Annotated in this window: 14 protein-coding genes and 2 tRNA genes; 7 read left to right on the top strand and 9 right to left on the bottom strand. The window is 52.3% G+C overall.

The genetic code is table 11. The annotated features are described in order from the left end of the window. Nucleotides 1-89: 89 nt before the first annotated feature. Complete coding sequence (locus tag AB4Z33_RS06595; protein WP_442049165.1) at nt 90-797, top strand: N-acetylmuramoyl-L-alanine amidase family protein; 708 nt, start codon at nt 90-92, stop codon at nt 795-797. Here the strand turns inward: AB4Z33_RS06595 and AB4Z33_RS06600 are convergent. Further along, a complete protein-coding gene (locus tag AB4Z33_RS06600; RefSeq protein WP_442049166.1) occupies nt 762-1,493 on the bottom strand; it encodes a divergent polysaccharide deacetylase family protein in 732 nt (243 codons plus the stop codon). The genes AB4Z33_RS06595 and AB4Z33_RS06600 overlap by 36 nt on opposite strands. A gap of 237 nt (nt 1,494-1,730) precedes the next feature. On the opposite strand from AB4Z33_RS06600, the gene AB4Z33_RS06605 reads away from it, so the two are divergent. Beyond that, nucleotides 1,731-1,817, top strand: a tRNA-Leu gene (locus AB4Z33_RS06605). A 137-nt stretch (nt 1,818-1,954) separates the two neighbouring features. On the opposite strand, the gene AB4Z33_RS06610 is transcribed toward AB4Z33_RS06605, so the two are convergent. After that, nucleotides 1,955-4,045 carry a catalase gene (locus AB4Z33_RS06610; protein ID WP_442049167.1) on the bottom strand — a complete coding sequence of 697 codons (2,091 nt, stop codon included), beginning with the start codon at nt 4,043-4,045 and terminating at the stop codon, nt 1,955-1,957. A gap of 557 nt (nt 4,046-4,602) precedes the next feature. Between AB4Z33_RS06610 and AB4Z33_RS06615 the strand changes: the two genes are divergently transcribed. From AB4Z33_RS06615 to AB4Z33_RS06625, 3 genes are all read left to right on the top strand, one after another. Then, nucleotides 4,603-5,907: a sugar ABC transporter substrate-binding protein gene (locus AB4Z33_RS06615; protein WP_442049168.1), complete on the top strand. Its 1,305-nt coding sequence runs from the start codon at nt 4,603-4,605 to the stop codon at nt 5,905-5,907. Nucleotides 5,908-5,995: 88 nt separating this feature from the next. After that, the gene (locus AB4Z33_RS06620; protein WP_442049169.1) at nt 5,996-7,303 is read left to right on the top strand and encodes a carbohydrate ABC transporter permease; all 1,308 of its coding nucleotides are present in this window, start codon (nt 5,996-5,998) and stop codon (nt 7,301-7,303) included. Beyond that, nucleotides 7,300-8,133, top strand: a complete 834-nt coding sequence (locus AB4Z33_RS06625; protein WP_442049170.1) for a sugar ABC transporter permease — start codon at nt 7,300-7,302, stop codon at nt 8,131-8,133. The genes AB4Z33_RS06620 and AB4Z33_RS06625 overlap by 4 nt, the downstream gene beginning before the upstream one ends. A gap of 62 nt (nt 8,134-8,195) precedes the next feature. Here AB4Z33_RS06625 and AB4Z33_RS06630 read toward each other — a convergent pair whose 3' ends face one another. Continuing rightward, the gene (locus tag AB4Z33_RS06630; RefSeq protein WP_442049171.1) at nt 8,196-8,627 is read right to left on the bottom strand and encodes an Rrf2 family transcriptional regulator; all 432 of its coding nucleotides are present in this window, start codon (nt 8,625-8,627) and stop codon (nt 8,196-8,198) included. Between the two features lie 59 nt (nt 8,628-8,686). Beyond that, nucleotides 8,687-9,262 carry a xanthine phosphoribosyltransferase gene (locus AB4Z33_RS06635; RefSeq protein WP_442049172.1) on the bottom strand — a complete coding sequence of 192 codons (576 nt, stop codon included), beginning with the start codon at nt 9,260-9,262 and terminating at the stop codon, nt 8,687-8,689. Nucleotides 9,263-9,357: 95 nt separating this feature from the next. Between AB4Z33_RS06635 and AB4Z33_RS06640 the strand changes: the two genes are divergently transcribed. Further along, nucleotides 9,358-9,444: transfer RNA gene (locus tag AB4Z33_RS06640), tRNA-Leu, on the top strand. A 47-nt stretch (nt 9,445-9,491) separates the two neighbouring features. Here AB4Z33_RS06640 and AB4Z33_RS06645 read toward each other — a convergent pair. From AB4Z33_RS06645 to AB4Z33_RS06665, 5 genes are read right to left on the bottom strand one after another with little or no spacing between them, the layout of a single operon-like run. After that, entirely contained in the window at nt 9,492-10,886 is a 1,395-nt protein-coding gene (locus AB4Z33_RS06645; RefSeq protein ID WP_442049239.1) for an ADP-ribosylglycohydrolase family protein, read from the bottom strand. Nucleotides 10,887-10,930: 44 nt separating this feature from the next. Continuing rightward, nucleotides 10,931-11,743, bottom strand: coding sequence for an MBL fold metallo-hydrolase (locus tag AB4Z33_RS06650; RefSeq protein ID WP_442049173.1), 813 nt, complete (start codon nt 11,741-11,743; stop codon nt 10,931-10,933). Nucleotides 11,744-11,765: 22 nt separating this feature from the next. Beyond that, nucleotides 11,766-12,590, bottom strand: a complete 825-nt coding sequence (locus AB4Z33_RS06655) for a sugar phosphate isomerase/epimerase family protein (protein ID WP_442049174.1) — start codon at nt 12,588-12,590, stop codon at nt 11,766-11,768. A 23-nt stretch (nt 12,591-12,613) separates the two neighbouring features. Further along, nucleotides 12,614-13,588 carry a Gfo/Idh/MocA family protein gene (locus AB4Z33_RS06660; RefSeq protein ID WP_442049175.1) on the bottom strand — a complete coding sequence of 325 codons (975 nt, stop codon included), beginning with the start codon at nt 13,586-13,588 and terminating at the stop codon, nt 12,614-12,616. Between the two features lie 34 nt (nt 13,589-13,622). After that, a complete protein-coding gene (locus AB4Z33_RS06665) occupies nt 13,623-14,996 on the bottom strand; it encodes an N-acyl-D-glucosamine 2-epimerase (protein WP_442049176.1) in 1,374 nt (457 codons plus the stop codon). A gap of 163 nt (nt 14,997-15,159) precedes the next feature. On the opposite strand from AB4Z33_RS06665, the gene AB4Z33_RS06670 reads away from it, so the two are divergent. Beyond that, on the top strand, nt 15,160-16,698 hold the full coding sequence (locus AB4Z33_RS06670; protein ID WP_442049177.1) for a DUF4127 family protein: 1,539 nt from the start codon (nt 15,160-15,162) through the stop codon (nt 16,696-16,698). The last annotated feature ends 41 nt before the right edge of the window (nt 16,699-16,739 follow it).

Here is a 16,739-nt window from a genome sequence, read left to right on the forward strand (position 1 = left end):
CATAAACATGCATGAGTTTTCCTTGCATGAGTTTTCCTCCGATAAGCCACGATAAGCGTATCACTTTACGCGATGGAGGAATTCCCGTTATGCACCGTTACCTGCTTATGTGCCTAATCGCCTTATTACTGCTGGCATCCAGTTCTTCGCAATCGGCGGCTGCGATGCCGTTCCAGCCTGTCATATCGGAGTCGGGGTTTGATTGGGCGCTTCCGAACACCGTCGTCATCATCGACGTTGGTCACGGAGGCGTCGACGGAGGCGCTTCTTACGGCGATATGCTGGAAAAAGATATTAATCTCGCTGTAGCCCATAAGCTGTATGCGATCTTGCGGGCGCAAGGCATTGCTGCCGTTATGAACCGTACAAGCGATTATGCGCTTAGCGAAGACAATCGTTGGCATATTAGCCGATCCCGCCATCGCAAAGACTTGTCGCAGCGAAGGCAATTAACCGAAGAGATCGACAGCGAGCTGCTGGTCAGCCTTCATGTCAACTCAACTAAGAACAAATCCAAGTACGGTCCGCTTGTGCTGCATCAGACTAGCGGCGAGAGCGCACTGCTTGCGTTCTGTATACAGGATGCGCTTAATAGACAGCAAAACACTCAGTTTTTACCGCGCGAGGGTAAGCCCTTCTATTTGCTGCGCCGCGTTCAGCAGCCGTCTGTTATCGTAGAGATGGGCTTCATCAGCTCCGAAAGGGATCGCGTTATGTTAACCGACCCGGTCAAGCAGCAAGAAATCGCCGAAGCAGTCGCTTCAGGGATTCGGCAATATAAATGGATCGCCCGCTGAGCCGCTCACAAGTGCGGACAACTTCACGAACTTCACGTCGGACTGCATGAGTGGAATCGAATGTTTGAGAACGGATGCCGTCTTCAATCCCGAAGGGCCAACATGACCAATCGTAATGCCGATGTCATGTGATTCCATATGCTTGCGTAGCAGCGATATTTGCTTTGAAATATGCTGTTCCGTATACACATCGTCCAAAAACACGTCATTGGATACGAGTGGCACGCCAATCTCTCCTGCAATCTTGGGAACAACCGTCTTGTAAGTGGTGCGGCTGTCTAGGAAAAACAAGCCGCGCTCCTTGCAGACGCTAAGGACAATACGCATCATGCGCTCGTCTGCCGTCACCTTCGAGCCCATATGATTGTTCATGCCGACTGCATACGGTACATCGTCGATCGCCGCCTCCACCCGCTTCCGAACCTCTTCGTCGGATAGATCAGTCGTGAGCGCGCCTGGACCCAGCCATTTTTTAAGCCCTTTATTCGGCTCCATCGGCATATGGACGATAACATCATGTCCCATCTTATGCGATTGCTCGGCATCCTGCTTCGTCGTAGGAAGGAACGGCATGATGGCTGTCGTGAACTTCACCGGCAGCTTCATCATCTCCTCCGTGCCTGTCATCCCGTTGCCGAAGTCGTCGATGACGATAGCAACCAACCGTTTTTGCGGATCTGAAGTCTCGGAATCCACTCGATGTGCGCTCGCATGTGATTGCCTGAAAGCTAATGAACATAAAGCTAATGTGACAATAAGTACACGTATCCATATGCCGTGCTTGCGTTGTTTCAACATTACCATTCCACCATTCTGCTTTTTGATTTCATTGTTTGTGTAAAGGAAGAAAAATATGCTGAATATTATAACTTTAACCAAACAGTTGACTCATGACTGCACGCCATGCTAACATAAGAAACGTAATTAAGGCATGCGGTCGTGGCGGAATTGGCAGACGCGCTAGATTCAGGTTCTAGTGGTGTAACAGCCGTGGAGGTTCGAGTCCTCTCGACCGCACCAACTTCTATAATCAACAAGCTCGCAATATTGCTCTAGCAGCGATTGCGGGCTTTTTTATTTTCTTGAAGAAGCAGACAAAAGGGACAAACGCCATTATGGTGAATGTCCCTTTTGTCTGTCGTCCTTCCCGCCTTAATCTACTTCACCAGTTGCGGTTGCAATACACGATCCCAATGGCGATGCTGCGCTATCCCATCAATGAACGATGTGAAGAACGCTGCATCGGCACTCTCATCGCCGGTGAGCAACACGCCTGCCGGCTTCGCCACGTTGCTTCCTGCCTCATGTGCCGCACCGGAGGCAATTAGCAGTCGCACACCTTCTCCTACGGCAGCAATCGTCTTATAATGCTGGAACGCTTCGCGGACGAAACCTGCCGATGCGACATCGCTTAGCAGCTCGTCAACGCCCTGCGCTCCTCCCGCTACATAGACGGCGTCGTATAGGACCGACGCCGCAGTGAGCAGCGATTGCTGCGGCTCAATAAGCGTGCCGTCGTTACCGCTTACGGACGCGAGCGTTTTGCTCACAATGTCCGCCGTAACTTTCGCCGCGGTCAACGCCTTCAACAGCGCCTGTACCTCTGCAGTCTGGTAACCTGTTCCGAGCATCACCGCAACCTTGCGCGTAGCAGCTGACTTCGCCTTTGTCATCAGGCTAAGGGCAGGAGAAATGACTGTTGGCTCTGTCCCAATTCCCTTGGTCGCAGTCGCTCCAATGCCTTCGGCTATCCGCTCTGCTAGCTCCTCCGCCACATGGCTGAACACATCCACAACTCGCTGCCGAACCTGCTTGGACATAACTTTGCCGAGCTCGAAGCGGAAGGCGTTTACGATCTGGTTTTGCTCGACCGGCGACATGCTATGCCAGAACATCGACGCCTGGCTGTAGTGATCCTCAAAGCTATTGCTTCTTGCCTTGATCTTCCGACCGTCTACCTTCTCCTCATAATGACGGTAGCCGCCTTCGCTTGGTGGTACTGGCGCCGGATCATTGTTCGCTAGGCCGTTCTTATGATAGCTCGTCTGTCCCGGATTAATCGTCATCCGGTGCATGCCGTCCCGTTGATTGTTATGTACCGGCGCGATCGGTCGATTGATCGGAATTTCCGCGAAGTTCGGTCCCCCTAGGCGAAGCAGCTGCGTATCAGTGTACGAGAATAGCCGACCTTGCAGCAAGGGATCGTTCGTGAAGTCAATGCCGGGTACGAGATGTCCGACATGGAAGGCAACCTGCTCTGTTTCCGCGAAAAAATTGTCCGTGTTCCGATTCAGAGTCATTTTGCCAACGATTCGTACGGGGACGATCTCCTCCGGCCATAGCTTCGTCGCGTCCAATATATCGAAGTCGAAGCTGAACTCATCCTCTTCCTTCAGTATTTGAACGCCAAGCTCGAATTCGGGATAGTTGCCCTGCTCGATCGCGTTCCACAAGTCGCGGCGGTTGAAGTCCGGATCCTTGCCGGCAATCTTCTGCGTCTCATCCCACACTAGCGAATGAACGCCAAGCTTTGGCTTCCAATGGAACTTGACGAAGTGAGACTTTCCTTGCTCATTAATGAATCGGAACGTATGCACGCCGAACCCTTCCATCATACGGAAGCTGCGAGGCAGCGCCCTTCCTGACATAACCCACATAATCATATGGGCGGTCTCCGTATTCGTGCCTACGAAATCCCAGAATGTATCATGAGCCGATGAGGCTTGAGGAATCTCATTGGGGGGCTCCGGCTTAACGGCATGGATAAAGTCGGGGAACTTTACCGCGTCCTGAATGAAGAACACCGGCATATTGTTGCCGACAAGATCGTAATTGCCTTCCTCTGTATAAAATTTCACCGCAAAACCGCGCACATCGCGCACCGTATCGCTTGAGCCGCGAGATCCTGCTACGGTAGAGAATCGGACGAACAACGGCGTGCGAAGCGACGTATCCGTCAAGAACTTCGCTTTCGTGAACTCCGCAAGCGATTCGTACAGCTCGAATTCTCCGTGCGCGCCGAACCCTCTAGCATGCACGACACGCTCAGGAATCCGCTCATGATCGAAGTGCGTCATTTTTTCCCGGAAGTGGAAGTCCTCCATAATTGTCGGGCCGCGCGGACCAACCTTCAAAGAATGCTCATCATCCTCGATCCGCAAGCCTTGATTCGTCGTTAAAGCCTCGCCTTGATCCGTAACGCGATAGGCATTTAGTTGCTTTTGCTTGGCGTTGTCCTTCTCATTCATTTGCACATTCCCCCTCTTCAAGAATAGGCATAGTATCCGCCACATCAGGATCATTTATCCTGTTATTCCCATATGAAGCTCTCTCTCAATAATTCCGATAAAGCTCGCTAGCGAACTATTATACGAGAGCATCGTTTTGCCTATTGATGAGGTTCTCGTTCCAAGGAGCAAGCAAAACATGCAAGAAACTGAGAAATAGCCATTTTAACCCATGAAATCCAAGAGAATGGCCTATAATATTGACAAATTGAACGAATTTGGGTGATAACGACGTTTGCAAGCGCTTTAAACAGCATTATATAATGGGGGCGTAATAGTAAATAGTTAGGACATCAGGAACATGTTATAAGACAATATGAAGGCGATGTTACCTGTTAAGGTACAACCTCGTGCACGCTATGTGTAATCGAGGCTGTGCCTTTTTGTGTTGTCCACCAAAGAAAGCGAGGTGCGCCCGTAAGTATCGCTCCGGCCTACGACAAGCAACGAATCAACCTTCCCTGCCGCCGGATTGATTCGCATTACCTGTTTGCCAATCATATCGAAGGGGTGTTCTTATGTTAAAAAGATCAAAATGGTTTTCCCTGTTTGTCAGCATTATGCTCGTCTTCGCCCTCGCCGCATGTAACTCAGCCGGCAACAATGGCAATGAAGGCAATCCCGCTCCTGCCACCAATGCGCCAACCAATGAAACGGCCGAGGAAGGCAACACGGATGAGCTAGTGCCGGAGAAAGGCGCAAAGCTGGTCGTGTGGGAATCACAGGAGCAGCAAGCCTATATGCAGGAAGYCGGCAAAGCGTTCGAAGAGAAATACGGCGTGCCTGTTTCTGTCGAAGTTGTGACAGGCGGCGATCAAGGCGCTAGATTGACGACGGATGGCCCGTCCAAGACGGCTGCAGACGTATTGACACTGCCGCATGATCAGATCGGTCTTGCCGTGAAAGCAGGCTTGCTCCTGCCGAACGAAGTGTTCGAAGAAGAGACGCGGACGAACAATGTAGAGACTGCCGTTACCGCATCTTCCTTCGACAACGTGCTGTACGGCTATCCGAAGTCGGTTGAGACGTATGCGATGTTTTACAACAAGGACATCCTGCCCGAGCCTCCGAAAACATGGGATGAAATCATCGCATTCGCCGACACCTTCAACGATCCCGCGCAGAAGAAATACGCGATTATGTGGGAATTCGTCGGCTACTATACGTATCCGTTTATCGGCAGCTACGGCGGCTACATGTTCGGCGACAACAATACGAACGCGGACGATATCGGCTTGAACAAAGGCGACGTCGTTCAGGGCTTCGAGTTTCTACGCAAGTTAAAGTCGATCTTGCCGATGAATGCCGGAGATATAACGTATGACGTCAAAACACAGCTGTTCCAAGAAGGCAAGCTGGCGCTGAACATCGACGGTCCTTGGTCGGTCGCAGCGTTCAAGGATAAAGTGAATTTGGGCGTCGCTCCGCTTCCGAAGTTCCCGAATGGCAACGACTCGATCTCGTTCTCGGGCGTGAAATCCTATTACGTCAACTCCTATACGCCGTATCCAGTCGCTGCTCATCTATTCGCGAACTTCGCCAGCAGCAAAGAAAACCAGCTCAAAAACTATCAAATGACCGGTGCGATTCCTACGAACCTGGAAGCAGGCGAAGATCCACTCATTAAGGACGATCCGATTACGAGCGGTTTCTTCCTGCAATTCGCCAATTCGGTGCCGATGTCTTCTGTACCTGGCGTAGACCTTGTATGGGAAGCACTGAAGGCAACCTTCATCGCACTGTGGGACGATACGAGTCTTGATATTAAGACAACGCTCGATAACATGGTCCAAACGATTAAGGACGGTATGAGCGCAAGGTAACGAGTATTAAAAAAACGGCCCATTCGCCCGCTCCTGCAATAGGTGCGGACGAGGGGCCGTATCCTGCGAGAAAAGAGGCTGCTGCCCCATGACCAACCGACGCGCGGGCGCGATATTATCGGCTCTGCTGATAGGCTCTGGCCAGCTCTACAACAGGCAATGGCTGAAAGGCTTATTGTTTGCGGCTTTAGGCCTGACGAGCATTTACTTCTTCATCTTCGAGCTATTCGACCTTCTACGTGGATTAATTACGCTTGGCGACCGTCCGAGCGGCTTCATGAAAGTCGGCAAAATGACGCGCCTTGTCGAAGGCGACCATTCGATCTTCATGCTGATCAAAGGACTTGTCGCATTGATTGCGGCTTTGCTCATTCTTTGCTACTACGTATTGAACATTCGCGACGCTTATATCGTCGGCAAGCACCGGGACAACGGCGGCAAGCCGAACCGCTTCACGGAATCGCTGGCGATGCTTGGACAGAAGCATTTTGCTTATCTAGTGCTGCTTCCCCCGTTTATCGCCATCGCTTTCTTGACCGTTCTGCCGCTTATCTTCTCGATTCTGCTCGCATTCACGAATTACGCGGATCCAATCCTTCCGCCAGCGAATCTCGTTGACTGGGTCGGGTTCGATAATTTTATGAAAATGATCAATATGAAGGTATGGAGCAAAACGTTCGTTGGCGTACTCCAGTGGACGATCGTATGGGCAATCCTTGCTACGTTCACGACCTATCTAGGCGGCGTCGTCGTTGCGGTGCTCATCCATCAGCCGGGCGTGAAGTTCAAGAAATTTTGGCGGACCGCGCTTATCATACCGTTCGCTATTCCGAATATGATCTCGCTGCTCGTTATGCGCAATATGTTCAACAATCAATTTGGTCCTGTGAACGATTACTTGCGGGCGATTGGACTGAATGGCCTCCCTTGGCTGACCGATCCGTTCATGGCGAAAGTAACCGTCGTGCTCGTCAATATGTGGATGGGCATTCCGATCACAATGATATTGGCGTTCGGCGTTCTAACGACGATTCCCCGCGATCTTTACGAAGCCTCGGATGTCGACGGAGCGGGGTCGCTGCAGAAGTTCCGCTACATTACGATGCCGATGGTGCTGTTCGCCACCGCTCCGGTGCTCATCATGAATTTTGCGGGCAATATTAACAACTTCAACGTCATCTATTTGCTCACGGGCGGCGATCCCGTTAACGTCGGTTATCAATTCGCGGGCCATACCGATCTGCTCGTTACATGGCTTTATAAGCTGGCGCTTAACCAGTCGCAATTCAGCTTTGCGTCCGTTATCGGCATTTTCATCTTTATGTTCATCGCCTCCTTCTCCATCTGGAGTTATACGCGGACGCGATCCTACAAAGAGGAGGATATGATCCATTGAGACTCTCATCGGCCAAATGGAAACTAGGCGCTACCTACCTCCTATTAACGATACTTACGGTCATCAGTATTTATCCGGCATTATGGATATTGTTATCCTCGCTGAAGACTGGCAACAGTCTGTACAGCGAGTCCTTTATCCCTAGCGAAATGACGCTCCAGCATTATTACGATTTGTTCGAAAAAACGAAGTACGGCACTTGGTTTCTTAATACGCTTAAGGTTGCCGTCTTCTCGACCATGATTGGAACCTTTCTTCTGCTCATCACCTCTTATGCCATCTCTCGCTTCCGGTTCGCCGGTCGCAAAACGACGCTTAAAGTATTTCTTGTGCTGCAGATGTTTCCCGGCTTCATGGCGATGATTGCGATCTTCGTCCTATTGAATTCGATCGGCTTGCTGGACTCCCACTGGGCGCTCATTCTMGTCTACAGTACAGGCGCGATCATTACGAACGTTTTCGTGGCCAAAGGTTTTTTCGACACGATTCCGAAGAGCCTTGAGGATGCGGCCCGCATCGACGGCGCAAGCCATCTGAGAGTGTTCATGGGCATCATTGTTCCCTTATCAACACCGATGCTGACCTATGCCAGCCTTATGATCTTCAACGGCGCCTTCGTCGACTTCATCTTCGCCGATCTCATCCTCCGCACGGAGGAGCAGCGCACGCTTGCTGTCGGGTTGTATCGTATGGTCAGCCAGCGCAACTCGACGGAGTTCACGATGTTCGCTGCCGGCGCCGTCCTTGTCGCCGTGCCCGTGACGATGCTGTTCCTATTCTTGCAGCGTTTCTTAATTGAAGGGTTAACGGCAGGCGCTTCGAAAGGCTGAATATGGACGAAAAAAGGAGGTGCCCCTAAAGCATACAGCTTTGGGCACCTCCTTTTGTACTCTTACTCATTGCCTATTTTCTCAGCGACATCGCCTGCGATCTCAGCTAGCGTAATATGGCCAAGCTTATTTTCCATCGCTTGCTGAGCTTCGTTGAAGGCTCTTTCCAGCGAGGATTGAATGTTGCGCCCGACGCCGCAATTCGGATTCGGCTTCTCGTGAATCGCGAACAGCTCATCCTGCATGGGACTTGTTACGGCCTGATATATATCGAGCAGCGTAATCTGATCGGTTGGCCTCGTAATGACGGCGCCGGCTACGCCTGCGTTCGTCGTGACGAGCCCTGCCTTGCTTAACATCCCGATAATCCGGCGGATAACGACCGGATTCGTATTGACGCTTCCGGCAATCAGCTCCGAGGTCATTCGCTCGCCTTCGCTAACGTCCAATAAAGTCATAATATGAACCGCTACCGCGAATCGATTACTAGTCACGTCCTCACCCTCTCGTCGTTACAATATGTAAGCATTATAGTTACACGAGACAGCGATTGTCAATGATCCGCGAACGTAACTTGACCGCCTTCGAGCGACTGAATTCTAGCAAGCGACTCCACCTGATAGCCAAGATCGATCAGCTTCTGTCTGCCTGGCTGGAATGTCTTCTCGATGACGATGCCAATCCCAACGACCTCTGCCTCCGCTTGCTTCACAATACCAGCCAAGCCGAGGGCAGCGTCGCCATTTGCTAGGAAGTCATCAATAATAAGCACGCGCTCCCCTGCCGAGAGAAACTTGCGGGAGACGGACACCTCGCTCACTTCCTGTTTCGTGAACGAATAGACGCTCTCCGTATACAAATCGTCCTTTAGCGTTAACGATTTGCGTTTGCGCGCGAAGATCAGCGGTACATCCAGCTGCAAAGCAGCCATTACTGCAGGCGCGATGCCGGACGACTCCAGCGTCAATATTTTGGTAATGCGGCTGCCTTCGAAACGTTCGACGAACAGCTTGCCGACTTCCCACATCAATTGCGGATCAACCTGATGATTCAGGAAAGAATCCACCTTCAATACATTTTCATTTAGGACGATGCCGTCCTGCATAATTTTTTGCTCCAGCTTGTTCAACGCCTGCTCCTCCACCTATCCTCTATTTTTCTAATCCAATACTTGACTATGTTCTATTATACATGATAAGATAAATCCCGTTGACACATTATTTTGCGGTCGTGGCGGAATTGGCAGACGCGCTAGATTCAGGTTCTAGTGGTGTAACAGCCGTGGAGGTTCGAGTCCTCTCGACCGCACCATAATCATCAAAGGCTACAGCTCATGAGCTGTAGCCTTTGTTCGTTTATTATAGACTCCGATATGCCTCATTGGCGCGTATAACCGCCACCGTACGTTCCGCTAGCTTCGATATCGGCACGATCCCGAACCCGTCGACACCGGAACGGATTTGGTCCCGAAGGGGTTCGATCCACTTCTCGGGAAGACGTGAAGCCCCGTTTCGCATGCCGATGACAGAGCCCGCCGTAGCCCCGTTGCAATCCGTATCGAACCCGGCTGCAACGGCCTTTCCGATCGTAGACTCCAGCTCTCCTTCGCCGTACAGCAAAGCGACGGTCACAACCATCGCATTCGAAATCGTATGACACCAATGGTAGGGATGGGATTCATCGTATTTGCCGTGAATCCTCTCAATAGCTTCTTCATAAGACAGGCCGTCGCTATGCCATTGCAGCACCTCCTCCAGCTCTGCAGCCAGCCTGCTGGTCGCCGGAATTTGCTCGAGTCCTGCCATGATGATGTCTTCCATCTTATCCGTTACCGCTGCTGCCGCCAGCATGGCTGCGACCCACATCGCGCCGTATATGCCGTTTTTCACATGGGAAATAGAAGCGTCGCGCCACGCCGATTCGGCGGCCTTCTCCGGATTTCCGGGATATATATAACCATAGAAGTCGGCCCTTATTTGAGCGCCGATCCACTCCCGGTACGCATTCCGATAGGAGGCGGAGGCAGGCGGGCCGACTAGATTAAGTATATTGCGGTAAGCGATTCTTTCAGCCGTGCACGTACGCAGCGCCGGCAGCAGATTGAGCCAAGCTTCCGCAACGTCATCCGGCGTGAAATCGCAGCCGTACTTCTCCACGATGGCAAGGCCTACGATCGTATAATTCAGATCATCGTCCTCTACCATATGCTCCACGTTATTGATCCAGCTCACGCAACGGTTTCCGTAGGATCCGCCTTCATTGATGACGCCATATTTAGCGGCAATCGACGGATCGATATCTGACGAGATATAGTATCGAATCGGCGAATTGTCTGTTTCCCTGAGCAAACCGGCAATCCGGTCTCTTCGCCAACCCTCGATCGGATGGCCGAGCAGACATCCCGCCGAACGGCCGAGCCATGCCCCATATACCCGATCTTCCATATCGATGCCTTCCAATGAAGCGACCTGCGTCCAAGCGTGACTACCTCGCTCCCGCCTCAGCGCGCGAATGCCGTCCAAATCCGACGGTTCTGAATACGGATAACCTTCGATAAGCGGCAGTCTGCCCATTTCGTCCAAATATTCGGCCGCCATTTGCTCGCGCAGCGGATCATTCGGATCCAAGCTGGACATTGCGGTGAACTGCTCCTCCAGTTGCTCGCTGATCGCCTTGCCTTCATCTATCCCTTGCCGCCATTCGATTTCGATATGATGCCCGTATTGCAAGTAATAAAGCACCGAAGCATTCATAGGAATCAATCACCCCGCTTCCCATTGGCACTACAAACGATAAACTAGATTGGCAATATGAAGCCGTCATAGGCAACGATAATTTGTTCAGGATCAAATATAGCCTTTAAATGCTCGTGCTGCAGCCCGATATTATGCGAGAAATGGGTAGCGACCACTCGGCTGCCGTCATGCAAGACGCCGCTTTTCCTAAGCCTGTCGCGGATCGCGATAACCGATTCGATATTGAGATGGCCGCCTGTGAATGGCAAATTGCCGTTCGTGCAATCCAAGATCGCTGCATCCACGGTCGTTCGCTCAAGCCATTCCCAAGTCGCATCGGGAAGAAGACCGGTATCGTGACCGTAAAATACACGCTTCCCATCCTTCTCGATGAGAAAAAGCAGGCAGGTCTCGTCGGGATCATGGTTGGCTGGCAGTGCCGTCACTTTAGCGGTTCCCGTATCCACCGTCTCGAATGGAACGATTCGTTGAAGAATGAGGCGATCCGTATCCGGCCTGCCTACGGCGTCGCGGCATTTTCGAATGACGGCATCGTGGCCGTATATCCGCAGCGGATAATCCAGGCCATGCGCATATACGGGCAGACGCATTTCCAAATCCTCCGCGCGCAAATGATCCAGATGCGTATGCGTCACGAACATATCCTTCACGAGGCCGAGATCGATTCCGTCACGCAGCACGTGATGCAGCGTGTCGGGCGGAAAATCGATCTTCAGCACGCCATCTATAATGACAGAGCTCCTCGTTCGTATGTTAGGCCCGCCGAGTCTCCGAGCCTCGGCGCAATGTCCGCACCGGCAGAACATCGCGGGATAACCCTCCGCTGCTGCCGTTCCAAGAAAATGAATATTCACGTCTTGCCTCCATTCCGTTTTTTTAAAGCGTCGCTGCGATTCTCGTCACGTTGCCCACCGCATCGATCGAACCGCGCTGAGGCTCCTCGTCTCCCTCGAATTCGACGGACAGCCAGCCGTCATAACCTGCATTCCGCAGAGCCCCGAATACGTATTTCAAATCGACAGCGCCTTCGCCCGCAACTTTGCCCAAGTAAAGCTCCCCTGTTAGCGCTCGAATAACCGCCCCTGTCGTTCCCTCCGGCACGGGAACGAAATCCTTGACATGCACATGGCCGACATAGTCCTTCAGCTCATCGACCGCTTCGCTCGTGCTTTGCCCAACAAGCAAAAAGTTGCCCGTATCGAACGTGCTGCGCAGCGCATCCGAGTTCACTTTGCGTATGATATCCATCACCTGGTCGCTTCGCCCGGCAAACAATCCATGATTTTCGAGGCACAGCGTCACGCCACTCTGTTCCGCATACTCGGCTGCCTTGCTCAGCCCTTCGACGACATATTCCAAGCCCTGCTCATACGTAATCGAATCATTCGGCAGGTCGCCCGAAAACACGCGTACGACCTTTGCTCCGAAATGGACCGCGGCATCCACTGCATCCGTAACCTCTTTCACCTGACCCCTTCGCTGCTCCTCGTCTGCTACAACGAAATTGTTGCAGGCGCTGAAGCAGGCAACCTGCAAGCTGTATTCTTGCAGCGCTGCATCAATCAATGGGATATCCTTTTCCTTGTCTTTCCAAAAACAGCTAAGAAGCTCGACGCCTTGGACGCCGACCTCGGATGCGAATTCGAGAAAATCGACGGTGTCCCATTTTTGCTCGTACCAATATTTATGCACGCTCCACATACTAAGAGCTATTTTMAATTCATTCACTCTCCCGTGTCCGATGCTGGATAGTTTGCACTGCGATAAATCGCTTCCGTCAATCCGATAACCTTGCACGCGTATTCGCCGGATACAAGTACTTCATGCTCGCCGCGAATGGCGTCAACGAAGCTTTTATCCTGATTCGTCGTTCGTTCGGGCAGCTGTACTTCAATCGCTCCATCCTTGTAGGTCATCAACTCAAGCCTGCCATTGTCGAGATAAATGACGCCAAGTTCGCCGCAGAATGAATAATACTCCCGATATCCCGGCACATATCCGATAATATTTAGCCCCGCGACCGCCCCCTCCTTGAAGCGGATGCTGGTGAAGGAATCTATCTCGACAGGCGCCCCCTGCGTGCTTACGGTCGACTTGACCTCCAGAGGCGTCAGTCCGGTCGTCCATAATAGAACGTCGATAATATGGCTGCCTGAATCCATCAGCATACCGCCGCCCGACAGCGCCGCGTTCTGCCTCCATGTACCGGTCTGACTGAGCTTCCAATCCTGGTATAAAGTAGCGTTAATCGACGTGAGCTTGCCAATGACACCGCCTGTGATCGCTTGGCGGATGTACAGAAACTCCGGTTGAAAATGTCTCTGGTAAGACACCTGCAGCATTCTGTCACGCTCAGTTGCAACTTGTATCAGTTGCTCCGCCTCCGCAGAAGAGCAGGTCATCGGCTTCTCGATCAGTACGTGACAGCCAGCGATCAACGCATCCCTGGCCTGCTCGAAATGCTGCGTATGCGGCGAACAAACGATGACCGCGTCCAAGCCGCCCTTGCCGAGCATTTCCCGATGATCGGCATACCGTTCGGTTCTCGCAAGTCCAAATGCCGAAATAAAACGGGAAGATGCTTCCTCGCTCGGATCGGCGACGGCGGCAATTTCCACTTGCGGCAGAGCAAGCATCTGTCCGGCATGAAGATGGGCGATGCCGCCTGTTCCGATAAAACCAAGTTTGATCGTTTCCATATATGGACTCACTCCTTCTCTTGTCCGTCCCATTTCATCCGCGTCTCGCTCTCGGTACGGTTACTTTTGTTCCTATCGCAACCGAATTGGGTGGTTTTTCCGAGAACAACCACCGGTCCGGCGTATCCTGAATGCCGCTAAGCTCCAGCTCGAAAGCGCCTTCGGGTAAACGGATGGACCGTAATGTAATCCGATTGCCGTCTACAACGGAAGATTCCCATACGACCCTGCTGGCGCGGCCGTTAATCCAGATCGTACCGCCGCCTTCCGGAAGCGCCTTCCATGCTTCAATTCGCTTGTTGAACGTTAACCGGACTTCATTATCACCTAACCGTTCGATTCGCATCGGTGCTGGCTTGTCATCGTACATGTAGCCCCCTGTATGATACTCGTATGCCGTCCACGCCGAGAAGCCGAGCGCGAACGCCGTTCTGCTGAACTCCCCAAGCCAGCTTCCGCCTTTGATCATATGCCTAGCCGACCCAATATCTGCTTGAACGGCAAGCGGAAGGAGCGGATGCCTTTTTCGGACTTGTTCGATGAAAGGCATGTAATCCTTCACGTAATCGGCTGGCAGATCGCCTCGAGTCCAATCCGGCCAATGCGTTTGCAAATAATGAATGTCCGGCCGTACCTTCTCGATCATCGACRGCGCGTCGAGACCTTGATCCTCCCGAAGCTGCTCTACGCTGCCTAGTCCAGCGTTTATGGCCAGCGACCAGGTTGCAACTAAGATATCAGGCCTCGCCTCTCGAACGCCGTCCTTGCCATTAATCATTTCGTCGATAAATCCGTTCACCGCTTCGACGCGAAAGCTGACCCACTTACTGTAAGTCATAGGATCGTTGGCATAGTAGCGATCCGAATCGGGATTCGTGAAATCGGGCATTCGGATGCCGTATCGGGAAATAAAGGCCGCCTCCGCATGCGGGCCGACATCCCCATAGACGCCTCGCGCGATGCCTCCCCATTCCGGAAAATACGGCTCTGCGATCTCGATGCCGTCGAACGGGTAGTCGGACACCAGCCTTGCCATCGCAGCCTTCTTCCATTTGACGTAGCCTTCGCTGAAAGGAGATAACCGTTTGAAGCCGTCATCGACCTCCGTTAACAGCTTCATTTGCCAGGAAGACCATTCATCGGGAAACCGTTCCACCGAGAAGGTGCCGTTGCCAATGACCATTGCCCATACCGGAATGCCTCTTTGGCGGAACGCCTCGATCAGCTTCGCATCCACGACATGTTCGTTGACTACAAAATAGTGAACGCAACAAAAACCGGCCAGCTCGATTTCATCGACGATGCTTTCTGCCGAACGTTGCCGATAATAAGCAAAGGAGGGATCGATCTGAATGCTTGGACCGGCAAGAGCCCGTCTTCTCAAACCCTCATCCATCAAAATAGACAATCAACTGCGCCTCCTTTTTCCTCTCCTCTTAAATAGGTATGACTGCACTTCGGAAGAATATATCCGTTATCCGCCGCGATTTAAAAAAATAATTCCAATGACCAAACCTGATGTATAATAAGGGCAAACTTCATCTTATCTGTTCATTTAGGGAGGTCATTGTATGAGTAAAGTCGTGTACGTACCGCTCGACGAACGTCCTTGCAATGCGAAGTTTCCCATCATGCTAGCTGCTATCACAGATCTCAGGCTTTCTTCGCCGCCGCGAACGCTGCTTGGCATTAAGAAACAGCCCGCGGATGTCGAAGGCATCCGTCATTGGCTGCTGAAGGAAACGTCGGATGCCGACTATTTGATCGTATCCGCGGATCTGCTCGTCTACGGCGGAATCGTCCCYTCCCGCCTTCATCAGCTGCCGCTTGCGGAATGCGCCGCCAGGCTTGGCTTTCTCCGCGATTTAAAGCGTTCTAATCCCGCTCTAAGAATATACGCCTTTAATTTGATTATGCGGGCGCCTGCATACAACAGCAGCGATGAGGAACCGGATTATTACGAGCAGCACGGTTACTCCCTCTTCCGGTACGGCTGGTTGAGCGACAAGCAGTCCTCAGAGCCGCTGGCGGAAGAGGAGCTAGCAGAATGGGAATCGCTTCAGATCGAAGTTCCGGCTGACGTGCTTGCCGATTTTTTGCGGCGCAGAGCTACGAATGCCGAGGTGAACGAGCTCGCGATCAATCTGGTAAACGAAGGGATCATCGAGCATCTCGTTATTCCGCTCGACGATAATGCTCAATTCGGCTTCAGCCCGATGGAACAGCGAAAGCTGCTCTTAACGGCCGAGCGACATAATCTCATGGATCGGGTGCTGCTCTATCCCGGAGCGGACGAGATCGGCTGCATCCTTTTCGCGAGAGTGTTCTGTCGGATCAAAAACTATATGCCGGAGGCGGCGGTACGCTATTCCTCCACGCTAGGACCGACCATTATCCCCAAATACGAGGACCGCAGCTTGAACGAAAGCGTCAAATCCCATCTTCATTCCGGAGGCGCTTACATGGGCGATTCCGCAGCGACGGCGGATTTTGTGCTTATGGTCCATTCTCCTCCCGTCTCGCAGCATGAGGTCGCCGAATCGCCGAATCCCTACAATGATCGCCATCGCTCCTACTTCTCGGAAGTGCATATCCCGGAATTCGTCTCGGCGATTGAAGCGCTCGCCGGCAAAGGCAAGCTGATCGCCCTGGCCGATGTTGCCTCCTGCAACGGCGCTGACCATACGTTGATGCGCTTACTGTCCAAGAAGGAGCTATTACCCCTAATAACGGCTTACGCCGGCTGGAATACGTCCGGCAACACGCTTGGAACCGTCGTTTCGCACGCTATTATCGCCTCTTACTACCGCAACCAAGATTCCCGCCCTGAACATACCGACCGCATGAACAGATACTTTTACCTATACCGGCTTATCGAAGACTGGGGATACCAATCCATCGTCCGCCAAGAAACCGCCAGCCGTCTGGGCGAATTAGGCGGAACGTACTTTCAGGTCGGCCATATCCGCGAACAAGTATCGCAGCTTATCACGCAGAGGCTTCACGATTTTTGTGCCGAATATTTAGGAGAGACAGCCAGCGGCGCTATAGACGGTCTCAAAGCCGACCTCCCTTGGAATCGGATGTTCGAAGTGGATCTAACGCTGTAAATGTAAAAAGGCGGTKCAGGTGAATATGCCTGCACCGCCTT

Origin of the sequence: Paenibacillus sp. 2TAB19 (genome assembly GCF_052115185.1) — a bacterium.
Taxonomy (GTDB): Bacteria; Bacillota; Bacilli; order Paenibacillales; family Paenibacillaceae; genus Pristimantibacillus.